The 20198-nt window shown below is 46.3% G+C and carries 24 protein-coding genes and 1 pseudogene; 20 read left to right on the forward strand and 5 right to left on the reverse strand.

Features of this window, described 5'->3' with window-relative positions; all coding sequences use genetic code 11:
• Window positions 1–5: 5 nt before the first annotated feature.
• On the reverse strand, window positions 6–584 hold the full coding sequence (locus HB631_RS25010) for a phage repressor protein CI (protein ID WP_213993895.1): 579 nt from the start codon (window positions 582–584) through the stop codon (window positions 6–8).
• Window positions 585–694: 110 nt separating this feature from the next.
• Between HB631_RS25010 and HB631_RS25015 the strand changes: the two genes are divergently transcribed.
• The 8 genes from HB631_RS25015 to HB631_RS25050 all read left to right on the forward strand — a co-directional run bounded on the left by HB631_RS25015 (window position 695) and on the right by HB631_RS25050 (window position 6126).
• Complete coding sequence (locus tag HB631_RS25015) at window positions 695–970, forward strand: regulator (RefSeq protein ID WP_218627117.1); 276 nt, start codon at window positions 695–697, stop codon at window positions 968–970.
• A 20-nt stretch (window positions 971–990) separates the two neighbouring features.
• Window positions 991–1482: a phage regulatory CII family protein gene (locus tag HB631_RS25020; RefSeq protein ID WP_213993896.1), complete on the forward strand. Its 492-nt coding sequence runs from the start codon at window positions 991–993 to the stop codon at window positions 1480–1482.
• 26 nt (window positions 1483–1508) lie between these two features.
• Window positions 1509–2039, forward strand: a complete 531-nt coding sequence (locus HB631_RS25025; protein ID WP_213993897.1) for a replication protein B — start codon at window positions 1509–1511, stop codon at window positions 2037–2039.
• A 38-nt stretch (window positions 2040–2077) separates the two neighbouring features.
• Complete coding sequence (locus tag HB631_RS25030) at window positions 2078–2533, forward strand: hypothetical protein (RefSeq protein ID WP_213993898.1); 456 nt, start codon at window positions 2078–2080, stop codon at window positions 2531–2533.
• Between the two features lie 118 nt (window positions 2534–2651).
• Window positions 2652–4919 (forward strand): replication endonuclease, encoded by a 2268-nt coding sequence (locus HB631_RS25035; protein ID WP_213993929.1) that lies wholly within the window; start codon window positions 2652–2654, stop codon window positions 4917–4919.
• Window positions 4920–5029: 110 nt separating this feature from the next.
• Entirely contained in the window at window positions 5030–5227 is a 198-nt protein-coding gene (locus tag HB631_RS25040; protein WP_213993899.1) for a hypothetical protein, read from the forward strand.
• Window positions 5228–5303: 76 nt separating this feature from the next.
• The gene (locus HB631_RS25045) at window positions 5304–5912 is read left to right on the forward strand and encodes an ADP-ribosyltransferase (protein WP_213993900.1); all 609 of its coding nucleotides are present in this window, start codon (window positions 5304–5306) and stop codon (window positions 5910–5912) included.
• A complete protein-coding gene (locus HB631_RS25050; RefSeq protein ID WP_213993901.1) occupies window positions 5899–6126 on the forward strand; it encodes a hypothetical protein in 228 nt (75 codons plus the stop codon). The genes HB631_RS25045 and HB631_RS25050 overlap by 14 nt, the downstream gene beginning before the upstream one ends.
• Window positions 6127–6237: 111 nt before the next feature.
• On the opposite strand, the gene HB631_RS25055 is transcribed toward HB631_RS25050, so the two are convergent.
• Window positions 6238–6609: a hypothetical protein gene (locus tag HB631_RS25055; RefSeq protein ID WP_213993902.1), complete on the reverse strand. Its 372-nt coding sequence runs from the start codon at window positions 6607–6609 to the stop codon at window positions 6238–6240.
• Window positions 6610–7325: 716 nt separating this feature from the next.
• Between HB631_RS25055 and HB631_RS25060 the strand changes: the two genes are divergently transcribed.
• Window positions 7326–8756: a DUF2971 domain-containing protein gene (locus HB631_RS25060; RefSeq protein ID WP_213993903.1), complete on the forward strand. Its 1431-nt coding sequence runs from the start codon at window positions 7326–7328 to the stop codon at window positions 8754–8756.
• Between the two features lie 85 nt (window positions 8757–8841).
• Here the strand turns inward: HB631_RS25060 and HB631_RS25065 are convergent, their stop codons facing one another.
• Window positions 8842–9894, reverse strand: coding sequence for a phage portal protein (locus HB631_RS25065; protein WP_213993904.1), 1053 nt, complete (start codon window positions 9892–9894; stop codon window positions 8842–8844).
• Window positions 9894–11657, reverse strand: a complete 1764-nt coding sequence (locus HB631_RS25070; protein ID WP_213993905.1) for a terminase ATPase subunit family protein — start codon at window positions 11655–11657, stop codon at window positions 9894–9896. Before HB631_RS25070 ends, HB631_RS25065 begins: the two co-directional genes overlap by 1 nt.
• A gap of 142 nt (window positions 11658–11799) precedes the next feature.
• Between HB631_RS25070 and HB631_RS25075 the strand changes: the two genes are divergently transcribed.
• The 11 genes and pseudogenes from HB631_RS25075 to HB631_RS25120 all read left to right on the forward strand — a co-directional run bounded on the left by HB631_RS25075 (window position 11800) and on the right by HB631_RS25120 (window position 17477).
• Window positions 11800–12657 (forward strand): GPO family capsid scaffolding protein, encoded by an 858-nt coding sequence (locus HB631_RS25075; RefSeq protein ID WP_213993906.1) that lies wholly within the window; start codon window positions 11800–11802, stop codon window positions 12655–12657.
• 30 nt (window positions 12658–12687) lie between these two features.
• Window positions 12688–13848, forward strand: a complete 1161-nt coding sequence (locus HB631_RS25080) for a phage major capsid protein, P2 family (protein ID WP_213993907.1) — start codon at window positions 12688–12690, stop codon at window positions 13846–13848.
• A gap of 3 nt (window positions 13849–13851) precedes the next feature.
• Window positions 13852–14520 carry a terminase endonuclease subunit gene (locus HB631_RS25085; RefSeq protein WP_213993908.1) on the forward strand — a complete coding sequence of 223 codons (669 nt, stop codon included), beginning with the start codon at window positions 13852–13854 and terminating at the stop codon, window positions 14518–14520.
• Window positions 14521–14644: 124 nt separating this feature from the next.
• Window positions 14645–15118, forward strand: coding sequence for a head completion/stabilization protein (locus tag HB631_RS25090; protein WP_213993930.1), 474 nt, complete (start codon window positions 14645–14647; stop codon window positions 15116–15118).
• Complete coding sequence (locus HB631_RS25095) at window positions 15118–15321, forward strand: tail protein X (RefSeq protein ID WP_213993909.1); 204 nt, start codon at window positions 15118–15120, stop codon at window positions 15319–15321. The genes HB631_RS25090 and HB631_RS25095 overlap by 1 nt, the downstream gene beginning before the upstream one ends.
• A gap of 3 nt (window positions 15322–15324) precedes the next feature.
• Window positions 15325–15534: an HP1 family phage holin gene (locus HB631_RS25100; RefSeq protein WP_213993910.1), complete on the forward strand. Its 210-nt coding sequence runs from the start codon at window positions 15325–15327 to the stop codon at window positions 15532–15534.
• Complete coding sequence (locus HB631_RS25105) at window positions 15515–16030, forward strand: lysozyme (protein WP_213993911.1); 516 nt, start codon at window positions 15515–15517, stop codon at window positions 16028–16030. The genes HB631_RS25100 and HB631_RS25105 overlap by 20 nt, the downstream gene beginning before the upstream one ends.
• Before the next feature lies 1 nt (window position 16031).
• Window positions 16032–16379, forward strand: a pseudogene (locus HB631_RS27190) (LysB family phage lysis regulatory protein); the annotation flags it as partial.
• On the forward strand, window positions 16345–16566 hold the full coding sequence (lysC, locus tag HB631_RS25110) for an Rz1-like lysis system protein LysC (RefSeq protein ID WP_255557285.1): 222 nt from the start codon (window positions 16345–16347) through the stop codon (window positions 16564–16566). The pseudogene HB631_RS27190 and the gene lysC, both read left to right, overlap by 35 nt.
• The gene (locus tag HB631_RS25115; protein WP_213993913.1) at window positions 16553–17020 is read left to right on the forward strand and encodes a phage tail protein; all 468 of its coding nucleotides are present in this window, start codon (window positions 16553–16555) and stop codon (window positions 17018–17020) included. Before lysC ends, HB631_RS25115 begins: the two co-directional genes overlap by 14 nt.
• Entirely contained in the window at window positions 17013–17477 is a 465-nt protein-coding gene (locus tag HB631_RS25120) for a phage virion morphogenesis protein (protein WP_213993914.1), read from the forward strand. Before HB631_RS25115 ends, HB631_RS25120 begins: the two co-directional genes overlap by 8 nt.
• Here HB631_RS25120 and HB631_RS25125 read toward each other — a convergent pair.
• On the reverse strand, window positions 17474–20083 hold the full coding sequence (locus HB631_RS25125) for an SIR2 family protein (RefSeq protein ID WP_213993915.1): 2610 nt from the start codon (window positions 20081–20083) through the stop codon (window positions 17474–17476). The two genes, HB631_RS25120 and HB631_RS25125, sit on opposite strands and share 4 nt — an antisense overlap.
• Window positions 20084–20198 lie beyond the last annotated feature (115 nt).

Consider the following 20198-nt stretch of genomic DNA (forward strand, 5'->3'; position numbering starts at 1 on the left):
CTTTCCTACGCTTTTTGTAAAATACTCTCCACATGGGCTAAAACTGAGATATCCGATAAGGCGCATTCAAACGGCTCTTTGATTTCACTGCCGCTGACGCGGACCTTTCCGACGGGGATCAGCTCTAAATTCCTGATACTGACCTGACCTTCTATCTCAACAAGCCACTTCCCATCCAGCACCGTCTCAAATGCATCATCCAGGATGTATTTGGTTGCATCCTGTCCGACGATGCGCGGTTGCTGGATCCCTTCATCAAAAAATTTCTTATCGATTACAAGATAACCCTTATCTTCAAGTTTACCTTTATTAAGCAGGCTATATTTAAGCGAGATCACTTCTCCCTTAGCATCCTCATACATAGGGCCATCACCATGAGCCAGCCAGTGTAATGAAACGCCGGTATCAAGTGCACAGCCAATCAACAGTATCGCCGGGTAAAAATCGCGGTTCCACCAAGTGCCCAGAGTGCTATTGCTAATGCCGGTAAGGTGTGATAACTCCGCCCTTTTTTTAAGGCCATACGCTTGTATCGCCCGCTCTATCGCTTCCCTACCGCCACCGTTTGGATCAAATCGTCTCATTTGAAATCTTCCATTTGACCTCACTCAAACGAGGTGGTAAATTCGCCACAACATCTCGTTTGAGCTAGTCTAGCTTAATTGCTCTTCATCGTCGAAAGGAATAATGCCTTATGAAGCCAATAATCTCAATAAACCTTGTCGTACCGGCGCCATATCTTCCAATTGAAGAATATTGCCGTTTGACAGGCCATGCCAAGTCAACCGTGCTGCTGATGGTGAGCGATGGCCGCCTTACCATCAAACACAAGGCCGACGCCCTCAATTCGAAAACCGGCAGGATCAAAGTTAAAGCCAAAGTTGAGATCAACATGGTAGAGCAGACCCTACGCGCTCTCCATGAGTCTGGGTTTGATGCGCGCCTGAGCGGCGCAGTGAAATCGTTTTGATTTGTTAAAAGGAGACCCATATGTTTAAAAAAGGAACGGGCAAATATCCCTTATGGGATGCGGCGCTTCAGCATTTTGCTCAAACTAACGACACTCAACGCCTTGCGGAAAATTGCGGATTGGATCTCAAATCTCTCAGCGAAAAGTTGGATCCAGGCAGACTCGAACGACTAACCGCTGCTGAGCTTATCCATCTCACCCATGAATCAGGTGATTGCACCCTCTTGGACGGCATGCTCGCGCAGTTAGGCATCATTACGCCTAACGATATTAGCAACTCCTTAGAACATATTTACCTGCCGGACCGGGCAATGAGGATTTCAGCCAAAGCCGTTATGCTTCCGGGACGCGCGATGAAGTTCATTGTCAAAAATGCTCATTTGAATGAGACGAGTAATACCGACGTTTATCTAACCTGCGAGACAGGGCATGGCGCGATGTCTTATGCCAATGCGCTCAGACAACATTGTTTTAAGGATTCTAAAACGAACTTCCCCTCAACAAGACATTAATTCAATCAATAGCTTAAGGATAAGTTATGAACAATCGATTTTTATTCAAATCCTACCATATCCGCACTTTGCCAGACGGTATTCGCAATGTTATCGGTAAATACTTCGCTACCCAGCGCTGGCAAGCCACCTGTGCTTTTTATGACAAGTTACCGGAACGCTACCGGGCAACGGTCTGCTTCCATGCGGGTCTGAAAAAACAGCAATGCACTTTCGGTCTTGTTGAAATGGACATTATCGATCGGGAAAAAATTGTTATGGCACTGGACGAGATACGCTGTGCTTTTAATGATTACGCATACCGCGGTCCTGACCGCTTCGCGTTGGTAGAAGCGTTGAGTCTGAGTGAACGCAAAACCCTTTATTTTCACGCCAGCAAGACGCCGATTGAGCTCGAAAATTCTTACGACTGGACACAAGGCAGAAGCCCGGCCTATTTCCTCACAGTGCTTTGCGCATTCGAAGAGCTATGTCAGATGTTCGATGATGCTCCGGTGATTATCACAGCCGTTAAGCCCAGTGAATATGAATTAAAAAACCCCATAACTAACATCTAATATAACTTTTGATTTAATGCGTAAAAGGATAATTACGTATGGCTAAGATCAGCCTGATCACTGATAGAGAATATGTTCGTTATAAGCTTAAAGATTTGATTATCAAAATGCATGTTGTGGACAATAGTGAAGACGAGAAAATGCTCTCCGAGCAATCTTCAATAATATACCAACAGATGGATAACTTCAGAGTACTTACCGGCACTGAATACCGGCGGCAACGCATCCGCTACGGCACCGCTTATTTAGGAAATAGCCATCCGGGAGACATTATGTGGCGCGATGGTCAGCGTTATTATGGCGCTGCCTATGTGGAAGGCTGGTCGCAAGGTGTCAGGGACGATATAAATACCGGGACTTTTTTCTATGCCGGATTTTATGCCATCGAATATGTCTCTTATAAGGCGCTTACTCTGCTGGTTTATGAGGAGTTTCAGCGGCAAGCACAAGCGCATGGAGATTTAAAAAGCACCCATTTCTACTGTTATTGCTAACACTGCTTGATAGCTCAAAAGCTGATTTATTAATAACAAATCAGGCGTGGATCTTTTCGCCTGATTTAATGATGACGTTGTGATAAACGTGCGGAGGGTAATTTTTGTGAGGGAGATGATGAAAGATTATAACCGGGGCCGGGTTGCCCCTTCACCTCCCCCACCGTTTATGGACGCGGCACCGCGTCTCAATCCTGGTCCCTACCCTTGGAACGCGCCCCGTCAAGCAATAGGCCTGCAAGAGAGATCCCTTACCCGTGCGGAATACCTTCAGGGGCAAGGAATCTTGCTTCGCATCGAGCAGCTACCCCGATTTATAAAAAATATCATCCAGGGACGCTTCGATTACCTGCTGAAAAACCAGGGATTACCAAGCGCCAATCGTTATTTAATGCTGACGGTAGCTAAGCGCTTGTTGCCGCGCTTGGACGCCGTCACGCGCCGCTCTGGAATCAATACGGCCTATTCATCCCGATTTTTATCGGAAGCTGATAATTATCGCCTTCTCCCGGATATGAGTGACAAGAAAGTCGGTCAGTTTGCCGAGCATATCGCCAGCCAGTTGAATGAAACCTACGAAGCGTTAAGCGATGAGCAGATAAATCAAAACGGCGGTGATAAGGACATTCTTTTTACCGATAAGGTTCAGGTCGTTTTTTTTGCGCAAATTGCCGGAATGGCCCGTTCGCTTAATGTCATCCCCGTCCATTGGCGCTCTTATCGCAGCGGTGCGCTAACCATGCGACGGGCGGTTGCCAGCATATGCCGTTTAGTGAATGACCAGTGGTGGAAACGCCAGCTTATTGCCCAGCGTGACCGCTGGCGCGAGGCACTGCTGATTGCTGTGGGGCAAGTGCATCGTAATGCCTCCCCCTATGCCAGCAAATCGGCTATCAGGGAGGTACGCGCCCGGCGTCAGGCCAATATGGAATACCTCAAGCGCTGCGAGATTGAAAACGTAGAAACAGGGGAACGATTCGACCTGATTGAAAAATTCCTGTCCAGTGTCTCCAATCCCGAGATCCGGCGCATGGAGTTGATGAATACTATCGCCGGTATCGAAAAATATGCCTGTCAGAAAAAAGACATTGGGATGTTCATCACTATTACAACACCTTCAAAGTACCATCCGCATCGAATCACTGGTAAAGGCAAAAACCAGAAGGTCCTATTTAACAGAGCATGGGATGACCACGCCTTCACGCCGAAAGACGGGCAGCGTTACCTGGTGAAATTATGGGGCAACATCCGTACTGCCTTTAAAGACCAAGGGCTGAAAGTGTACGGCATGCGGGTGGTTGAACCTCATCATGACGGTACCCCTCACTGGCACATGATGCTCTTCACCCAAAAGCAGCATCGGCAGCAGGTTATTGATATTATGCGTGCCTATGCCCTGCGTGAGGACGGTACCGAGCGTGGCGCGGCGAAGAACCGCTTTGACTGCAAGCACCTTAATAGAGGCGGTGCTACCGGTTATATTGCCAAATACATAGCTAAAAACATCGACGGTTACGCCCTGGATAGAGAAATCGACCATGAAACCGGCAAGCCCCTGAAAGACGCCGCCGCTGCTGTTAGCGCCTGGGCATCCACATGGCGAATACCCCAGTTCCGCCCTATCGGATTACCGACTATGGGCGCATACCGTGAGTGCCGGCGCATACGCAAAACTCAACTTAACGATAATTTTGATGATGCGGTGGAAGCTGTCCGGGCCGCGGCCGATTCCGGAAACTTTGCAGCGTACATAGAACTGCAAGGGGGTGCCAACATCGCCAGGGATTTGCAGACGGTACGGGTGGCCACTATCGTCAGGGAGAACCCAAACGAATATGACGAGGAGACACAGAAAGTCGTCGGCATTTATGCGCCACACCTCGGGTCAGAAAGGGTTTATAAAACACGGACCACAGAATGGCGCATTGTTGAAAAATCCACCGGTCCGGCGCCGTTGACGTTAGAAAGCGGCTCTGCCGCGCCTTGGAGTCCTGTCAATAACTGTGGGTTGCCCCTAAAGACGCTCAAGATTAACGACGCCGGTACTCTTTTAGGAACTGTTCATATCCTGGAAGACGAGCGCCCACCTATCTTTATCGACTGGAAAGATGACGAGATCGTGGCTTGTTTAGCCCGGTACGTCAGGAAAGCACAGAAACAACATCTAGAAAATAAAACATCCCACTCGCCACCAATTTTTTTACGGGCCCCATCGGCGAGGCTTACCCATGACGACAAACGGAGAATGGTTAAGATTAAAACCGAATTGAATATTAAGGGTATCTCGTTAGCTCTTTATGAAATAGAAGCTTTGGCACGCGGTGCAAAAGTAAAAATTAACAATAATCAAATTCAATATAATTCTCTAAACACATGGGGCTATTAACATTACATAATACAATTACTTTAAAGTTTTTTATACACCTGCGAAAATTACTGTTTCATTTAACAGATTCAATTTATAGAATATGCACATTAGTAAAATGGAGATAACTAATGAAAGAGTTAGAAAATTTAAGCTTAACGCTAAACAGAGTCAAATTAGTAGCAGAGTTAGCATTAACTACCCAATGCGAGAGCTCAGAAATGAAAATTGTACTGTCTCTTATAAGCGATTTAGCATCCCAACGATTACCTCAATCACAGAGAAATGCTATCTTATATGAACTTTTTCTTCAGAGTGATAAGGAATAATACAATTAAATAAGACCATTTATAATTTAATCATTTTATATTAAATAGCAAGCAAGTATATATCGGAGTGATCGCGTTGAAAGAAGCGTTAGGAAGATTTCTTTACGAAGATTTATCAGACATTGCAGACCATATCAAAGGGCCATATGACCATTTATTAACAGAAGATGATAAGATTGCTATCTATTATTACAGCACTGATAGATCACTGACAATCAATAATGCTTTGCGTACAAACCAGTGGGAAGATGAATCGCATCTTAAGATTGTCCAACAGCTTGAGCGAGCCCTATCAAAGCTTCCAGTTGACGAATCAAAGCTGCTAATCAGATGGCAAAATTTCGATCACTTGCCACAACCGCCTCAAGTCGGAGATATAATTTTTTGCCCAGGATTTGTAAGCACATCATGTAATCTTGATTTCGAATTTTACAAAAAGAAAAATTATAAATTATTAATATTGCATAATGATGGAAGGTATATTTCACCTTATTCATCTATACCAAGTGAAGCGGAAGTTTTGATAAACAGGAATAATTTCTTTGAAATCAAGAAAATTTGTGATAGAACCTTGTTAATGAAACAATTAGACATAGCTGAACTAACAATTTATTGTATGAAAGATTTAAACCATATCAATTCCAAAAATACAGACCTCGTGGGAGAGTTCTATGACAAAACATAAAAAAAACGCACGAGCGTCAAGTGATGGTTCCCCAATTCCTGACAAAGTCAGAAAGGGTAATGTCATTATATCTGAAGAGCGCGCTAAGCGTTGGGACTCTCAAGAAAGCGGCATGGTCCTCATCAGGGCTGGGGACATTGAAAGCTTACGAAGGGTACTAAAAGAGCGCCAAGAGACAATTGGCGCGCAGCAAAGGATCCTTGATAGCCTTTAATTTTTTCGTACTGAAAGTATACCTATCACATTGAAGGAGCAGCGATCGGGCTGCTCCTTTTAATTTCAGCCATTATCTTTGCATAGTATCATCATTTTTTATAATTAGATTTTAAGGATATTTATTTGATGAGGGAATAATGCATGCAATTGCGCTCTTCGTTTCCAATTCATCAAGTAGGTATTGTTTTTCCATCAAGGTAAAAAGCAACATCTCCCGAACGTCTTTAACCTCAATATGATATGCAGCATAGCTCAATGCGAGGCATTGACATCTCACGTCATCAATATTGGCAGGTCCTGGTTTAAATAATCTAATCATTGCCGCATCCTTACGAGAATAAGGCGCATAGCAGCGGTGATCAGCCGTTGAAGGGTGATAACGGTGAAAGCTGATGCAGCCTTTATAAAGAAAACAGCCGCCATCAGTGTATGGCGGTAGCTTAGACGGGTCTATCAACACCGGATCCTCACCGGCCAGCACCGAAGTGCTGCCCCGCCTAAGCCACCATTGATTTTATTCAAGGTAAAAAAGGCCGCGACATAATAACATACATAATTATTATGTCGCAGAGGAAAACACCAGGTTGATAGTCCTGACATCAGATGAGCTGATGCGCAATGCATATTACTTATTTCCAATATCTATTGCAATGACCGTTTTAGAATTTTAATTTGAATAATATCATCCATTATTAAGCTAAACACTTATTCTTGAAAATAACCAAATACAAGAATGATCACTATTTGAATTAAGTTTTGGGTGAATATTTTACCTATGTATAAAGTTTGCTTCGATCGTCATTTTCAGTTTGCATGCATAGTGCATCAATCCGCATGCTCGCGTTGAGGTTCATTTCTCGCTTTTGAGCCAATCGGGATGCGGGTATGATCTCTCCTGCACTGTGCCTGAAAAGTGTTTAAGGAAGCGAGCAGGCGTGGAGGGGGTAGCATTGCGTGCAAAAGCGATCTTTGCTGCACTCTAACAGCCATAACAGCCATAACAGCCATAACAGCCATAACAGCACCAGTAAATTTTGTTGCTACCACCAAGCCGAGTAAAGAATCTGCGAATTAAAAATTTGCCTGCGAGGCTCATGCAAAACTATGAATTTGACAACTCTATGAAATGAGTATATTAATATTTTTATAATACTTTTTTACCTTATTACTTTATCCTCAGGAGCTAACATTAATTTTATGAGTACAAATTTTTTTAGATTGCGCAGTATAGATAATCTACTTGATAAGTACGATGAGCTACGGCGTCAAAGCATTCACTTCTCTGCACCTGAGGAATTAAACGATCCGATGGAGGGTTATAGAGATATTTTTTGGAATGGTGATTTTGTAGTTTGGAAAAATTTCTTTCAACGTTATATTTTTTGCCTCCAAACGTTCTGTTACAAGCGAGCAATTCTTGGAGAGACAAAAAAAATACTTATTGATGAAATACGATTTCTTGAAGATGAAAGTGATCTTCCAACGGATCTATCTCGTAGTATAAGCTTAGAAATTTCAAAAAAATTTTTTGATAGCAAATGGCTTATGGAATTGATAATTCAAATTGCTAATCGCACAACTCCTATAAGAAGAGAAGAGTTGTCTATATATTTAAATAGCTCACATTTTTTTGCACTAGAGTGCATTTTCTCTGTATATGAACTGCATTGCTTCATACCCCCAAGGCAACAAATATTCAGTGATTCTGAAAAAAATATTAAATGTTTATTAGATAATAATTACATAAATTCACTTGAGCAACTAATAAAAGACAATGATGATGGTGGAAAAACTCTTAATGCCTTCCATTTTGCAAGAAAGAATTCTCAAATGCAATTGGAGTTAATTAATAGATACAACGGCAATATCAACGCTTCACATTTCAACAAGAATTTCCTGTTAATTGAATTTCCTGATAAATATATCAATAAAATTGAAAGTCTTATTTTCCCAGCTTGGTACACAGCTTGCTTCATGACTGATTGCAAAAACTCATCTGCATGGGGGCATTATGGAGATAACCATAAAGGAGCTTGCTTAATTTTCGAAACTAAAAGAATAAAAGATGATAACTTCCTGAATTTAAATGCAAATTTATCTGAAATTTCTTCAAATCACGGTCATGATTATAAGGATTATCAATTCCACCCTATAAAATATATACCAGGTTTTAGCACAATCGATTTTTTCCGGATGTTAAAAATATTCCCAAGAGAAAAAGTCGACTCACAGTGGTACAACTATGAAGGTAAACGTAGTATTTGTGCAGATGATAAGGATCAATCTATAGAAGATTGGAGAACCGTTTACCGGAAAGAGTTCTATCGTGATATTACCAAAAAATCCAAAGATTGGGAATATGAAAAAGAATATAGAATAATTTTATCCGACCAATTCGGTGATTTCCCAAATTCTGATAATCGAACTTTCAGTTATGATTTTAATTCCTTAAAAGGTATAATTTTCGGCATTAAAACCAAACCAGAAGACAAGTTACGCATTATTAAAATAATCAAAGAGAAATGCTCGGTCTATCATAGAAATGATTTTAAATTTTACCAAGCATTTTACTCGTCTGATAAAAACTGCATTTGTTATATCGAACTGGGTTTATTAAAATTCACATAAAAAATTTGATTTAAATTTTTTCGTATTCATATCACGTTCAATTTTCTTTATGTTTTACTACTTAAATTTAGAGAATCACAAAAGATTAAGTCAATGTATAATTCTTAAATTTTATTATCAACTCATTGAATATAAAGTTATAATAACAAAATTTTTCTTGTAATGGCGACAATTCGTTTCTGACAAATACTCCCGCCGCCTTCTCCACATCCCCAAACCCACCGACATTATCCGGTATAATCCCCATCATCTGCGGCGGCACTCGGTGCGCACTTAATAAATCATCCCGACTCGACCGCTTGATGTTAAAAAAGTCATCCCGGGTCGCCACCTCGCTCAGCGGTAAAATCTGAATCCCATCTTTCTTGCCATTCGGCGCATACATAAACAGGTTGCGAAAATTCCCCAGCCCCTTGGTATCACGCATCGCCTTGCGCATCTGCTCTATATCACTGCTGTTTTGTGCCGCGTCGGTCATATACAGGATATAACCTGCATGCGCGCCATTCTGGTAGTACTTGCGCCGAAACAGCGTGGCGGACTCGTTAAGCCATGCGGAATTCAGCGCGCTTAAGTACTCCGGCAGGCCGTATAACTCCTGGTTAACATCCGGCTCAAGCAGATGAAAAACGCTGCCCGGCTCAAAGCGGTGCGGCTCCTTTCCGGGCTGCACAAACCAGTACGTATCCGGCTCAACACCCCGGCGGGTGTATTTGGCCGGCGAGCATTGTAGACGTAGTGGTTGACCGAGCTGATTTTTTCGCAGTTCTAGGAAGGCATTGCCGAACACCAGATAGTCGAGCACAAAGCGGCTGAATTCCTGCGAGCTTAGCAGCGGATGCGGAATAAACGTCGAGGCAAGGATATTGCGTTTTACATATATTGGTGAGCTATGGTGGACTGCTGCGCGCAGGCTTCTTGCCAGCCCGTCAAAGCTTATCGGCGGCTCATACCATTTGCCATTACCGGTGCATTCGATGTAATCAAGCATTTCCCGCCGGTCGAGTACCGGCACCGGTTCACCGAAGGTGAGCATCTGTGGCGGACTGGCCTCCCCCATGGGTAAAGATGCTTTTTGCGGCGCTGCGTTACGCCTTACTAAATGTGCGGCGCCATATTTTGCTTTACGTTTTTTCATTAGAAGAACTCCAGAATATTGGGGCTGTGGCCGCCGTTGGCGGCAGTGAGCGGTTCATTGAGCAAGGCATGCATAATCGCCCAGGCCACATCGGCATGGCTGGCCTCTTCGCTGCGGCTGGCTTCATAGGTCGAGCGGTGACCGCTGGCGGTCATGGTCTTGCGGATAGCCATGAAGGATTGGGTGATATCGGTATGACCGGCGTCATATTCGAGCCGACCGCTGGTGATGGTGTCTTTGGCTTTGAGCACCATGGCGGTTTTGATTTCCGGTGTGTAGCGGATTTCCCGCGCCGCCGGGAAGAACTGCTGCATCAGTTGGAATACCCCCTGCCCGATGGCTGTGGCATCGATACCGATGTAGTCCACCTGATAGCGTTCGGTCAGCCCTTTGATGGATTTTGCCTGGGCGGCAAAGTCCATGCCTTTCCATTGATGCCGCTCCAGCACCCGGAACTTGCCGCCGGGAACCAGGGGTGGCGCTATCACCGCGCATCCCGCGCTGTCGCCGGTATGGGACGGGTCGTAACCAATCCACACCGGACGATAAGCAAAGGGCCGGATGGCATAAGGGTTGAAGTCTTGCCACTCTTCCAGGCTGTCAACCATGCAGCCTTGCAGCTCGGCGAACGGGAACACCGACGCCTGGTCGTCCACAAACCCGCACATCAGCAGATTTTCATATTCCGACGGGCTGTACTCAAGCCGGAGTTGGTCCAGGTCAAACAGGTTGCAGCCGCCGGTTAACGCGTCCTCCACCGTCACAATCTGCCGCCACTGGCCGTCGGCACACAATGCACCGCGGGCTAAATGGCTATGGCTCAGGTCCAGATGGATATGGTCGGCCTTACTGGCGCGCCCCTTGTTGAACAGGTCGCCGGACCAAAACGGGTACGCGCTGTGCGCCAGACTCGACGGAGTGGAAAAATAGGTGGTGCGCCATTTCTTATGCAGCGACATGCCCGAGGCGACTTTACGCAACTCCTGGAATTTGGGGATCCAGAAGTATTCATCCAGGTACAGATTGCCGGTATAGCTTTGTGCGGTACGCACATTGGTGCCGAGAAAAAACAGCCGCGCGCCGTTGCCGAGCACCATCGGGTCGCCTTTTAAATCAACATCCACCAAGCGGGCAAAATCGATGATGTAACTTTTAAAAACATGAGCCTGGGCCTTACTGGCCGAGAGAAAGATTTGATTGCGCCCGGTGGTCAGCGCATCGAGCAACGCTTCATGGGCAAAATAAAACGTGGCCCCGATTTGGCGGGATTTGAGAATATTTCTGATGCGGTGTTGCAGCCCGGCTCGGTACCACTCTTTTTGATAGCGAAAAGCCGTGTTGTGAAACTCGCTTTCCAGCTTTTCCACCGCCTCATCGCTAAACACGTTTTTCGCCACCGGTTTTCGTTCACCCTTGTTCCGGTTGCGCACGTTGGGGTTGAGGTCCGCTTCATTGCCGGTCTGTGCATAACGATTCACCCGCGCCAGCCGCTCAATCTGTCGGCCTAGCAGATCAATTTCCTTGTAATCGCAGCCCTCTTTTTGCCCTTTCATGATGAGTTGGATAAGGCGCGCTTCAAGGCTGGTCTCGATACGGGAAATCGGCGCGACAGCTTCCCATTTATCGCGCTGTTTCCAGCTCTGCACCGTTGGCACTTTCAGCCCCAAGGTTTCAGCAATCTGGCGCACGGAGAAGCCCTGCCAGTAAAGCAGTGCCGCCTGTCGGCGCGGGTCGCTGATGATAGGTTGAAGTAAAGGCTCCATGGCGCAAAGCCTACGCGACAGAGTCGCATAATGGCTCGCGCCGTCTGTTGTGCCGCCTTTGCTACGACGCTGATTTATTGAGACTTTTACCGATTCTGCGCACACTCAGCCCCGAACTATTTACCTCTAAGAGCCGTTTTTCATGACAAAAAGAGTCTCTAAGTTTTTTCGTATCGGCGTCGAGGGCGACACCTGCGACGGTCGGCGCATTAACGCCGATGATATCCAGCATATGGCCGCCACCTTTGATACTCGCGTCTATGGCTGTCGCGTCAACCTGGAGCACCTGAAAGGCATCTTGCCCGACGGCGCATTTCGTCGTTACGGTGACGTGCTGGCACTGAAGGCCGAGCAGATTGCCGACGATTCAGTGCTTAACGGCAAATGGGCACTGTTCGCCAAAATCTCCCCCACCGATGACTTGGTGCAGTTGAATAAGACTCGCCAGAAGATTTATACCTCGATGGAAGTGCAGCCCAATTTTGCCAACAGCGGCAAGGCTTATCTGGTTGGGCTGGCCATCACCGACGACCCGGCCAGTCTCGGCACTGAAATGCTGACCTTTAGCGCCCACGCCCAACATAACCCGCTGGCCGCGCGCAAATCCGCGCCGGGTAATCTGTTTTCAGCGGCAGTAGAGGTGGCCCTGGAATTTGAAGAAATTCCCGAGCCGGGCGCATCACTGTTTAACCGCGTTAAAGCCCTGCTGACCGGCAAACAGGCCGTTGACGACGCACGTCTTGGCGATATTTTCGAGGCGGTGGAGGCCATCGCCGAGCATTTGCACCAAACCACGACTGCGCAGGCACAAAAAATTCAATCCTTGGATGAAGCACTGACCGACCGGCTGTACCGGCTTGAGCTGGGCGTGGCCGCCGACCGGCAGGCGTTTGATGCCCTCTCCACCCAACTGAGTGAAACCGATAATTGCTACCAGCGACTACGCCCCCTAGCAACCGGCGGCAGTGGCGCGCCTGAGAAAGTTATGACCGACTGCTAAAGCCTTTCATATTGATATTTAGGGAACCCCATGCGTACCCAGACCCGTTTTGAATTTAATGCGTTCCTCACCCGCCTTGCCGAGCTGAACGGCATCGGCCGCGCCGACCTGAATAAAAAATTCAGCGTCGAGCCCTCGGTAACGCAAACACTGATGAACCGCACCCAGGAATCTTCGGAATTTTTGAGCCGGATTAATATCGTACCTGTGGCCGAGATGAAGGGTGAAAAAATCGGCATCGGCATCTCCGGCTCCATCGCCAGCACCACCGACACCGCCGGCGGAAAAGAGCGTGAAACGGCGGATTTTGCCGTGCTGGACAGCGAAGGCTATTTTTGCCAGCAGGTGAACTACGACTTTCATATCCGCTACAATACCCTGGACCTGTGGGCGCGTTACCAGGATTTTCAGGCCCGGCTGCGGGACGGCATCATTAAGCGCCAAGCCTTGGACCGCATCATGGTGGGCTTTAACGGCGTGAAACGTGCAAGCACCTCGAACCGCACTGCCAATCCGCTGTTGCAGGATATCGCCGTCGGTTGGCTGCAAAAATACCGTGAGAACGCCCCGGCCCGCGTGATGGACAACGTCACCGCCGAAGACGGCACGGTGATTTGTGACCATATCCCGGTGGGCGAAGGCGGCCATTATGCCAACCTCGACGCCCTGGTGATGGATGCCACGACTCACCTCATCGCCCCCTGGCACCAGGAAGATCCGGAACTGGTGGTTATCTGCGGTCGCCAACTGCTGGCGGATAAATACTTCCCCCTGGTGAATCAGGCGCAGCCCAATTCTGAAACCCTGGCCGCCGACCTGATTATCAGCCAAAAGCGCATCGGCAACCTGCCCGCCGTGCGGGTGCCCTACTTCCCGCCTAACGCGCTGATGATAACCCGCCTGGATAATCTCTCCATTTATTGGCAGGAAGGTACCCATCGCCGTTTGATTGATGAGGTGGCCAAGCGCGACCGTATCGAAAATTACGAGTCCATTAACGAGGATTTTGTGATTGAGGATTACGGCTGTGGCGGGCTGATTGAAAATATCCGGATGCTCGAACCCGAAGTCAAACAAGACGCGGAACCTCAACCCGCTGAACCGCAACCGGTGGACTATAAAGCCCTGGCCTCGGCGGCAGTGGAAGCAGTTATGGCCGCACGCGCCTCGACACACCGGAACCGGGAGTAAATCATGTTGAGCCCGGCCCGCCGACATGTCTTGCGCCAGTCTGCGGTGGATGCCTCCCAGCACGGCGGCAACCCGCTGCGCCATGCCACCGGCTACGAACTGATGCTGCTCAAGCTCAACGAAGACAAACGCAAGCTTAAGCAGGTGCGCTCCCAGGAGCGTAAAGCCGAACTCAAACGCCAGCTCTTGCCCGACTATGCCCCCTGGGTAGCCGGTGTCCTGGCCGAAGGGCGTGGCGCGCAGGATGCGGTTTTGATGACCGTCATGATTTGGCGACTGGATGCGGGGGACCTATTCGGCGCGCTGAATATCGCCCGCTATGCGCTGCGCCATAAGCTCGCCACGCCGGAGAGTTTTACCCGGCCCACGCCCTACTTGCTGGCCGAGGATGTGGCCGAAGCCGCCATGCGAGCTTATACGGCTCGACAGCCGGTGAATGGGGATCATTTGTTAGACGTCCTGGAGCTGACCGCGCTGGAAGACATGCCGGATCAGGTCCGGGCCAAGCTGCATAAAATCACCGGTTATGTATTGCGGGAACAAGGTGAAAACGGGCCTGCGCTGGAGCATTTAAAACGGGCGTTGCAGCTGCATAGCCGCTGCGGCGTGATTAAAGATATTGAGCGACTGGAGCGGCAATTGCGCCAAAAAGCCGCTGACCGGTCGCCCTGACGAACGCGCCCCGCGCCGGGCGGCACGACAGGCGGCGGACTACTTTCCCCGAGGGTTGAGCTATGCCTAGCCCTCGGGGACTGTGCAAAGCCTGTCGTTCACCGCCCCCTTTTTGGAGGACATGATGTCGTCTTTGGTGATACCCGCGCCGCGCCCGGACAGTGAGGCCGAGCCGCTTATCGACAATACGTTTTTTTGGCCCGCAGTGGATCCGTTAATGCTGCGAACCATCCTGCGCTACGAAGGCACCATTACCCCGCTGCGCCTGCGGCATGCGATTAAGAATGCCATTGCCGAGGTGAACAGCGAACTGTGGGACTACCGGCGGGAGCAGATTGCCGCCAGGTTCAGCACCCTGGCCGATGTCCCCGCCGACCGTATTGACAGTGAAAGCGTCAAAGTGTCTTGCTACTTGCGCGCCATTACCGCCCTGACTGCCGCCTCCCTGGCGGAACGTTATCGCGGCTATGACGCCAGCGCCAGCGGCGGCAAAAAAGCCGAGGACGTGGAAAGCCGCATTGATGAGCTGTGGCGCGACGCACGGGTCAATATCAGCAACGTGGCCGGCAAACCCCACTGCATTATCGGGCTGCTGTAATGAAAATCACTGCACTGCAAGGCGATACGGTGGATGCCCTGTGCTGGCGCTACTACGGGCGCACGCAGTCCATGGTGGAGCAGGTATTAGCCGCCAACCCCGGACTGGCGGACCTGGGTGTTATTTTACCCACCGGCACCCCGGTGGAGTTGCCTGACATCGCCGCTGCAGCAGTACGTGAAAGCTATCAGTTATGGGATTAATACATGGAAAAAATCACGACGGCCATGGCCTACAGCATTGCTTTGCTATTGGCCTGGTTTGGTGGCCTGTCACCGGAGGACAAAGCGTTGCTGGTCGGCACGGCTCTCGGTCTGGGCACCTTTTTGGTGAACTGGCACTACCGGCGCAAAAGTTATCTTTTGCTGGCGCGCCATGGACTTTGCCGGGGAGTGTATGAAGAACACCACCGTTAAGCACTGCGTCGCGGCTACCGTTTTGGCGCTGGCCGCACTGCTATTACAAAGCCAGCCGTTAAAAACGTCCCCCGCTGGGTTACGGTTAATCGCGGAGTTTGAAGGGTGTCGTCTCGTTCCCTATCGTTGCACCGCCGGGCTGTGGACCGACGGTATCGGCCATACCGAAGGGGTAACCCCGGACTGCACCATCACCGAACGACAGGCGGCGGTGAACTTGATAACAGATGTGAGGCGTATTGAGCAGGGTATCGCCCGCTGCATGGCGGTCAGCCGGATGTCGCAGACGGTCTATGATGCCGTGGTGGCCTTTGCCTTTAACGTCGGTATCCGTGCCGCATGCTGCTCTACCCTGGCGTTTTTTATCAATCAACAGCAATGGCCTGAAGCCTGCCATCAACTGCCCCGATGGGTATACGTTGGCGGTGTATATTCTCCAGGACTTGAGCGCCGCCGTCAGGCGGAAATGGCCTTATGCCTGAGCGGGGCCGGTTGATATGCGTGTGCTTTTCACCCTATTACTGGCAGCGGCAGGTTTATTCGTTGCGCAATATTGGCAGCACGGACTATTACGAAACGAACTGGCCCAACAACGCTGTGCTGTCACGACATTGGCAGCGGATATCGATTGCCGCGACAAAGCCATCACCCTACTGCAAGACGAACGGCGGCAACTCCAGCGCGCCGAACTTGACCTGCGACGATCACTCATCGAAGCCGGTCAATCAGTACAACGCCATGAACAACGGATCCAGGGATTACTCAGTGAGAATCAGTCATTACGTCAATGGGCCAACAGCGCTTTGCCTGATGCTGTCAGCCGGTTGCACCAACGCCCCACCTTTGCCAGCGCCGCAGATTACTTACGCTGGCTGTCCGAGAGTGACAAGCTGCCCGATACCGGCGAGCCAGCCGAACAGTAACGGTGATTTAAGTGCCGATATCCGCCGTCTGGAAGCCACCTTACTCGCCTGCGGTTTACAGGTGGACGCCATCAAACAGTGTCAGGAGCGACAGGATGCTGAAACCTAAACAGCTACGGCAGGCTTTAACGAACAGCCTGCCGCTGCTGCAAAACAATCCCGATAATCTGCATCTGTTTATCGACCATGGCCGCATTGTCTCCACCCTAGCGCCGTCGCTGTCGTTTGAATACCAATACCAGCTTAATGTGGTGATCACCGATTATGCCGGGGACGCGGATTTGATTATGATGCCGGTGCTGGCATGGCTGCGGGAAAATCAGCCGGACATGATGGCGACCGAGCATAAACGGAACACCGGGTTTACATTTAAGGTGGATGTGCTTAGCGACACGCTCAGTGATATCAGTATTGATTTACAGCTTACCGAGCGGGTGATTGTGAAAGAGGAGAACGGAGTGCTGCATATTGAGCATGTTCCGGAGCCAGCGATGCCGGAAGAAGTTACCCGACCAAGGGCGCTTTATCTCCATAAAGAACTGGTGAGCCGCTGGCATGAATGAATTAGAGCATTTTGACCAACGCCTGGAAGGGCTGATTGCAGCACTTAGCCCTCAGGCCCGCAAGAAATTGGCGGTGACCATCGCTAAGAAGATGCGCGCCAGTCAGCAGCAGCGTATCAAACGCCAGCAGGCCCCGGACGGTACGCCCTATGTTCCGCGCAAGGCGCAGCCGCTCAGGAAGAAGAAAGGGCGTGTTAAGAGGGAAATGTTTTGTAAGCTGCGGACTCATCGGTATATGAAGGCGAGGGGTGATAGTGATAGCGCGGTAGTGGAGTTTACCGATAGGGTGCAGCGGATAGCGCGGGCGCATCACTATGGGTTGAGGGAAAGGCCATTACTTCATGACATTCATATAAAAAATGAAGAACGGCCTTTAATAGGATTCAATCTTGTTACCAAAAATAAAATTTATCTACAAATTTTAAACAATTTAGTAAACTACATTGAATTTAGTTAAGCTGACTCCGCCAACTTGCCAACATAATTATTCTCATATTTTGATAAGTATGAGTTTGGAATTGCAGGCCATTGTTTAAAAGTATAATAAAAAGAATAATCATTATTTATGATGTCATCAATTAATCTTCGCGCTGGAATTTCTTCATTTAAAATGATATGAGCACATACACTTACAGCTGACTTATTATCAATACCTATTGCATTCATTAATGCTGTTTTATTTATCTTATTGTTTAATGATTTATTTGCCAACTCCTTATTTATGATCAAAATATTTTTTGAGTGAATATCTTCATAATCATTCCGGTTAATATTTAGTAAATTTATGACTTTTTGATAGGCACCCTCCCGGAGATAGGCATAAGTTAAGTTAACAAGATAATCTTGATATTCAATACCAAGGGAAAGTGCCTTATCTAAAATAATATAGCTATCTTCGTATCGTCCTAGCTCTACCAAATATTTCCATTTAAGCATTAGCCAAGTTTTTTCAGAAATGGCATCTTTAGTTTTTTCAAGAAGCTTTTCGCAATTAATTTCATCAATGGTGTCAAACATTAATATTTCTAAAATCTTAGATGCGCATTCTTCAAAATTTTTCGCATCAAGGGATTTTACGGCATACTGTTTTGCTTGTTTGAGATCATGATCGAAACTTAAAAAGTGCTCTGCACTAAAAATAAGCAAAGTGGCATCATTTTCAAGAGAAAACTCTTTAGAATATCTTTCAAATAATGCCATATTGGCTTTGATATTTTCATCTTTTAATTTTAAATTACTCATACTAGAGTGTATGTCTAGCAAAAGATGAAGTATAGTTGTTTTTTTGTATGAAGAAGATAACAAATAAATATTATTCAATTCAGTAATGATCTCCATTGTTTTTTGAAGAGTCTTTTCAAACTTTATGAAATTTATTCTCAATGCTAAGTAATCTTCATCATGAGGATTTATTGATGCCATTTTTTCAAGCATCACTTCCATAGATTCCTTATATTCTTTATCATTAATTACAAGTAAATTTCTTTTTCTCAACGCTCGTTCTTTAATATGCCAAGCTCGATTATCCAAACTAGGATCTATTGTAAGACTTATATCCAATTCTGTTAAAATTTTATTGATGGGCGGTTCTTTCGGTGGATGTTTTGATTCAATATAGCTTAGACCAGCTGACGCGAACTCATTTCTTATAGATGAATTATATTTAAACTTCTCCAATATGGATGAAATATATTCATATCTATCAGATGTATTTATAAAAAGTGTCGATTTTAAAAGATGGTTCCTCGGACTAAATTCATCCATTTCGATAAGCTTATCGACCTGAATTAATGCTTTCTCATATTGCTCTTTGATTTTATAAATTGAAACAAGTCTGGATATATAAGTTCGCCTTAAATTTTCATTATCACAAATGATAATATTTTTTTCAGCCTCTTGTTCCGCATCATCATATTTATTATGTTTTATTAAATTATCAATTGACAACAGATTTCTAAAATCAATTTCTGTAAATGTCTCACCATCAATATATTTATCTTGAGATAATTCATTAATTAAATTTGAAATATCAAGTTTATTAGTATGACTCCTTAATTTACTTATATCCTCTGAAATGAATTTATTTGTGGACAACGAAAAGCTATCTTGTGTAAAATTGTTTAATATAATATCTCTTTTAGATGTTTTGAAATTTGCATCCAGAGATAGACCTTCTCCCTTTATATAAAAATGCAACTCAGCGAGAGCCTGATCAAATCCTTGAATTTCAATATAATACACTCTTTCTTTTTGCAAAATCTTTATTAAATCAGAATTTATTTCATCCTCATCCCTTAGGCACCAATAGATCCCATTAACTAAATATTCCTCTTGACGAAGTAAATGGTCAACAACTGTCATAATCGATCGATCATTCCCAGCGTACCCCATGAAAATTAAACCGTATTTTTTAGCAAACTCGATTAATTTATCTTTTGTATTTATTTCAAGGGATTCAGTTTCATTTAACGTGCTTTTAATACTATCAAAAAGATAATCACCATGTAATTTTATTATTTTTGGTCTCGATGAATTTACTGACAGTCCCCTTATAGAAGAATCATGTGCCCATTGCGATGGTCGCTCACGAGAAAACTGATAAAAAGCCTCATTGATTAAATCATCAAAGTTTGTTGTAAATACAGTATCAAAAAAACCGCTTTGAAACAAGCTGACTAAATATGAATATCCAATTGATGGCAATTTACCATCAACTTGCTGTTCAACAAAACGGCGCCTTTGTGAGGGGAGGTCAAAAACTTTTTCAAATAGCGATGAATACTCATTTGAAGAATCGTACCAAGTTGATTCGTTTTCCCGAAGGTAATCTTTTGCCTTTTTTTCGTCAGAGGATGCATCACCTGAAAGTAATTCATAAACCTCTTTACGCCATTCATCTACTAATTGAGTTCCCGATTGTATTCCCGAGGTAACGGAAGCTCCAGCACCTAAAAAAAGGCTATAATTTGGACTATTCCCAGATTTTGCCTTGACATAATTAGCAAGATCTTTAATCGTTCTTTTTTTGTAAGGTATTGTTTTTTCTAAATCTAATAATTTCATTGATGCTTCTCCGACGGTATTTATTACTATCCAATAGAAGAAAACATTAAAACCATAAAATTTAAATGGTTTTGTAATTATTAACATGATTTTGATGTGTAAGTCACGCAACAAA

Origin of the sequence: Sodalis sp. dw_96 (assembly GCF_018449575.1) — a bacterium.
GTDB lineage: Bacteria > Pseudomonadota > Gammaproteobacteria > Enterobacterales > Enterobacteriaceae > Acerihabitans.

What these genes read in the sequence shown, in the direction of transcription:
- HB631_RS25080 (WP_213993907.1), top strand. Translation starts at nt 12,688, where the DNA reads ATGCGTACCCAGACCCGTTTTGAATTTAATGCGTTCCTCACCCGCCTT.
- HB631_RS25090 (WP_213993930.1), top strand. Translation starts at nt 14,645, where the DNA reads ATGTCGTCTTTGGTGATACCCGCGCCGCGCCCGGACAGTGAGGCCGAG.
- HB631_RS25040 (WP_213993899.1), top strand. Translation starts at nt 5,030, where the DNA reads ATGAAAGAGTTAGAAAATTTAAGCTTAACGCTAAACAGAGTCAAATTA.
- HB631_RS25010 (WP_213993895.1), bottom strand. Translation starts at nt 584, where the DNA reads ATGAGACGATTTGATCCAAACGGTGGCGGTAGGGAAGCGATAGAGCGG.
- HB631_RS25120 (WP_213993914.1), top strand. Translation starts at nt 17,013, where the DNA reads ATGAATGAATTAGAGCATTTTGACCAACGCCTGGAAGGGCTGATTGCA.
- HB631_RS25075 (WP_213993906.1), top strand. Translation starts at nt 11,800, where the DNA reads ATGACAAAAAGAGTCTCTAAGTTTTTTCGTATCGGCGTCGAGGGCGAC.
- HB631_RS25125 (WP_213993915.1), bottom strand. Translation starts at nt 20,083, where the DNA reads ATGAAATTATTAGATTTAGAAAAAACAATACCTTACAAAAAAAGAACG.
- HB631_RS25095 (WP_213993909.1), top strand. Translation starts at nt 15,118, where the DNA reads ATGAAAATCACTGCACTGCAAGGCGATACGGTGGATGCCCTGTGCTGG.
- HB631_RS25115 (WP_213993913.1), top strand. Translation starts at nt 16,553, where the DNA reads ATGCTGAAACCTAAACAGCTACGGCAGGCTTTAACGAACAGCCTGCCG.
- HB631_RS25050 (WP_213993901.1), top strand. Translation starts at nt 5,899, where the DNA reads ATGACAAAACATAAAAAAAACGCACGAGCGTCAAGTGATGGTTCCCCA.
- HB631_RS25060 (WP_213993903.1), top strand. Translation starts at nt 7,326, where the DNA reads ATGAGTACAAATTTTTTTAGATTGCGCAGTATAGATAATCTACTTGAT.
- HB631_RS25025 (WP_213993897.1), top strand. Translation starts at nt 1,509, where the DNA reads ATGAACAATCGATTTTTATTCAAATCCTACCATATCCGCACTTTGCCA.
- HB631_RS25065 (WP_213993904.1), bottom strand. Translation starts at nt 9,894, where the DNA reads ATGAAAAAACGTAAAGCAAAATATGGCGCCGCACATTTAGTAAGGCGT.
- HB631_RS25085 (WP_213993908.1), top strand. Translation starts at nt 13,852, where the DNA reads ATGTTGAGCCCGGCCCGCCGACATGTCTTGCGCCAGTCTGCGGTGGAT.
- HB631_RS25070 (WP_213993905.1), bottom strand. Translation starts at nt 11,657, where the DNA reads ATGGAGCCTTTACTTCAACCTATCATCAGCGACCCGCGCCGACAGGCG.
- HB631_RS25100 (WP_213993910.1), top strand. Translation starts at nt 15,325, where the DNA reads ATGGAAAAAATCACGACGGCCATGGCCTACAGCATTGCTTTGCTATTG.
- HB631_RS25030 (WP_213993898.1), top strand. Translation starts at nt 2,078, where the DNA reads ATGGCTAAGATCAGCCTGATCACTGATAGAGAATATGTTCGTTATAAG.
- HB631_RS25015 (WP_218627117.1), top strand. Translation starts at nt 695, where the DNA reads ATGAAGCCAATAATCTCAATAAACCTTGTCGTACCGGCGCCATATCTT.
- HB631_RS25020 (WP_213993896.1), top strand. Translation starts at nt 991, where the DNA reads ATGTTTAAAAAAGGAACGGGCAAATATCCCTTATGGGATGCGGCGCTT.
- lysC (WP_255557285.1), top strand. Translation starts at nt 16,345, where the DNA reads ATGCTGTCAGCCGGTTGCACCAACGCCCCACCTTTGCCAGCGCCGCAG.
- HB631_RS25105 (WP_213993911.1), top strand. Translation starts at nt 15,515, where the DNA reads ATGAAGAACACCACCGTTAAGCACTGCGTCGCGGCTACCGTTTTGGCG.
- HB631_RS25035 (WP_213993929.1), top strand. Translation starts at nt 2,652, where the DNA reads ATGAAAGATTATAACCGGGGCCGGGTTGCCCCTTCACCTCCCCCACCG.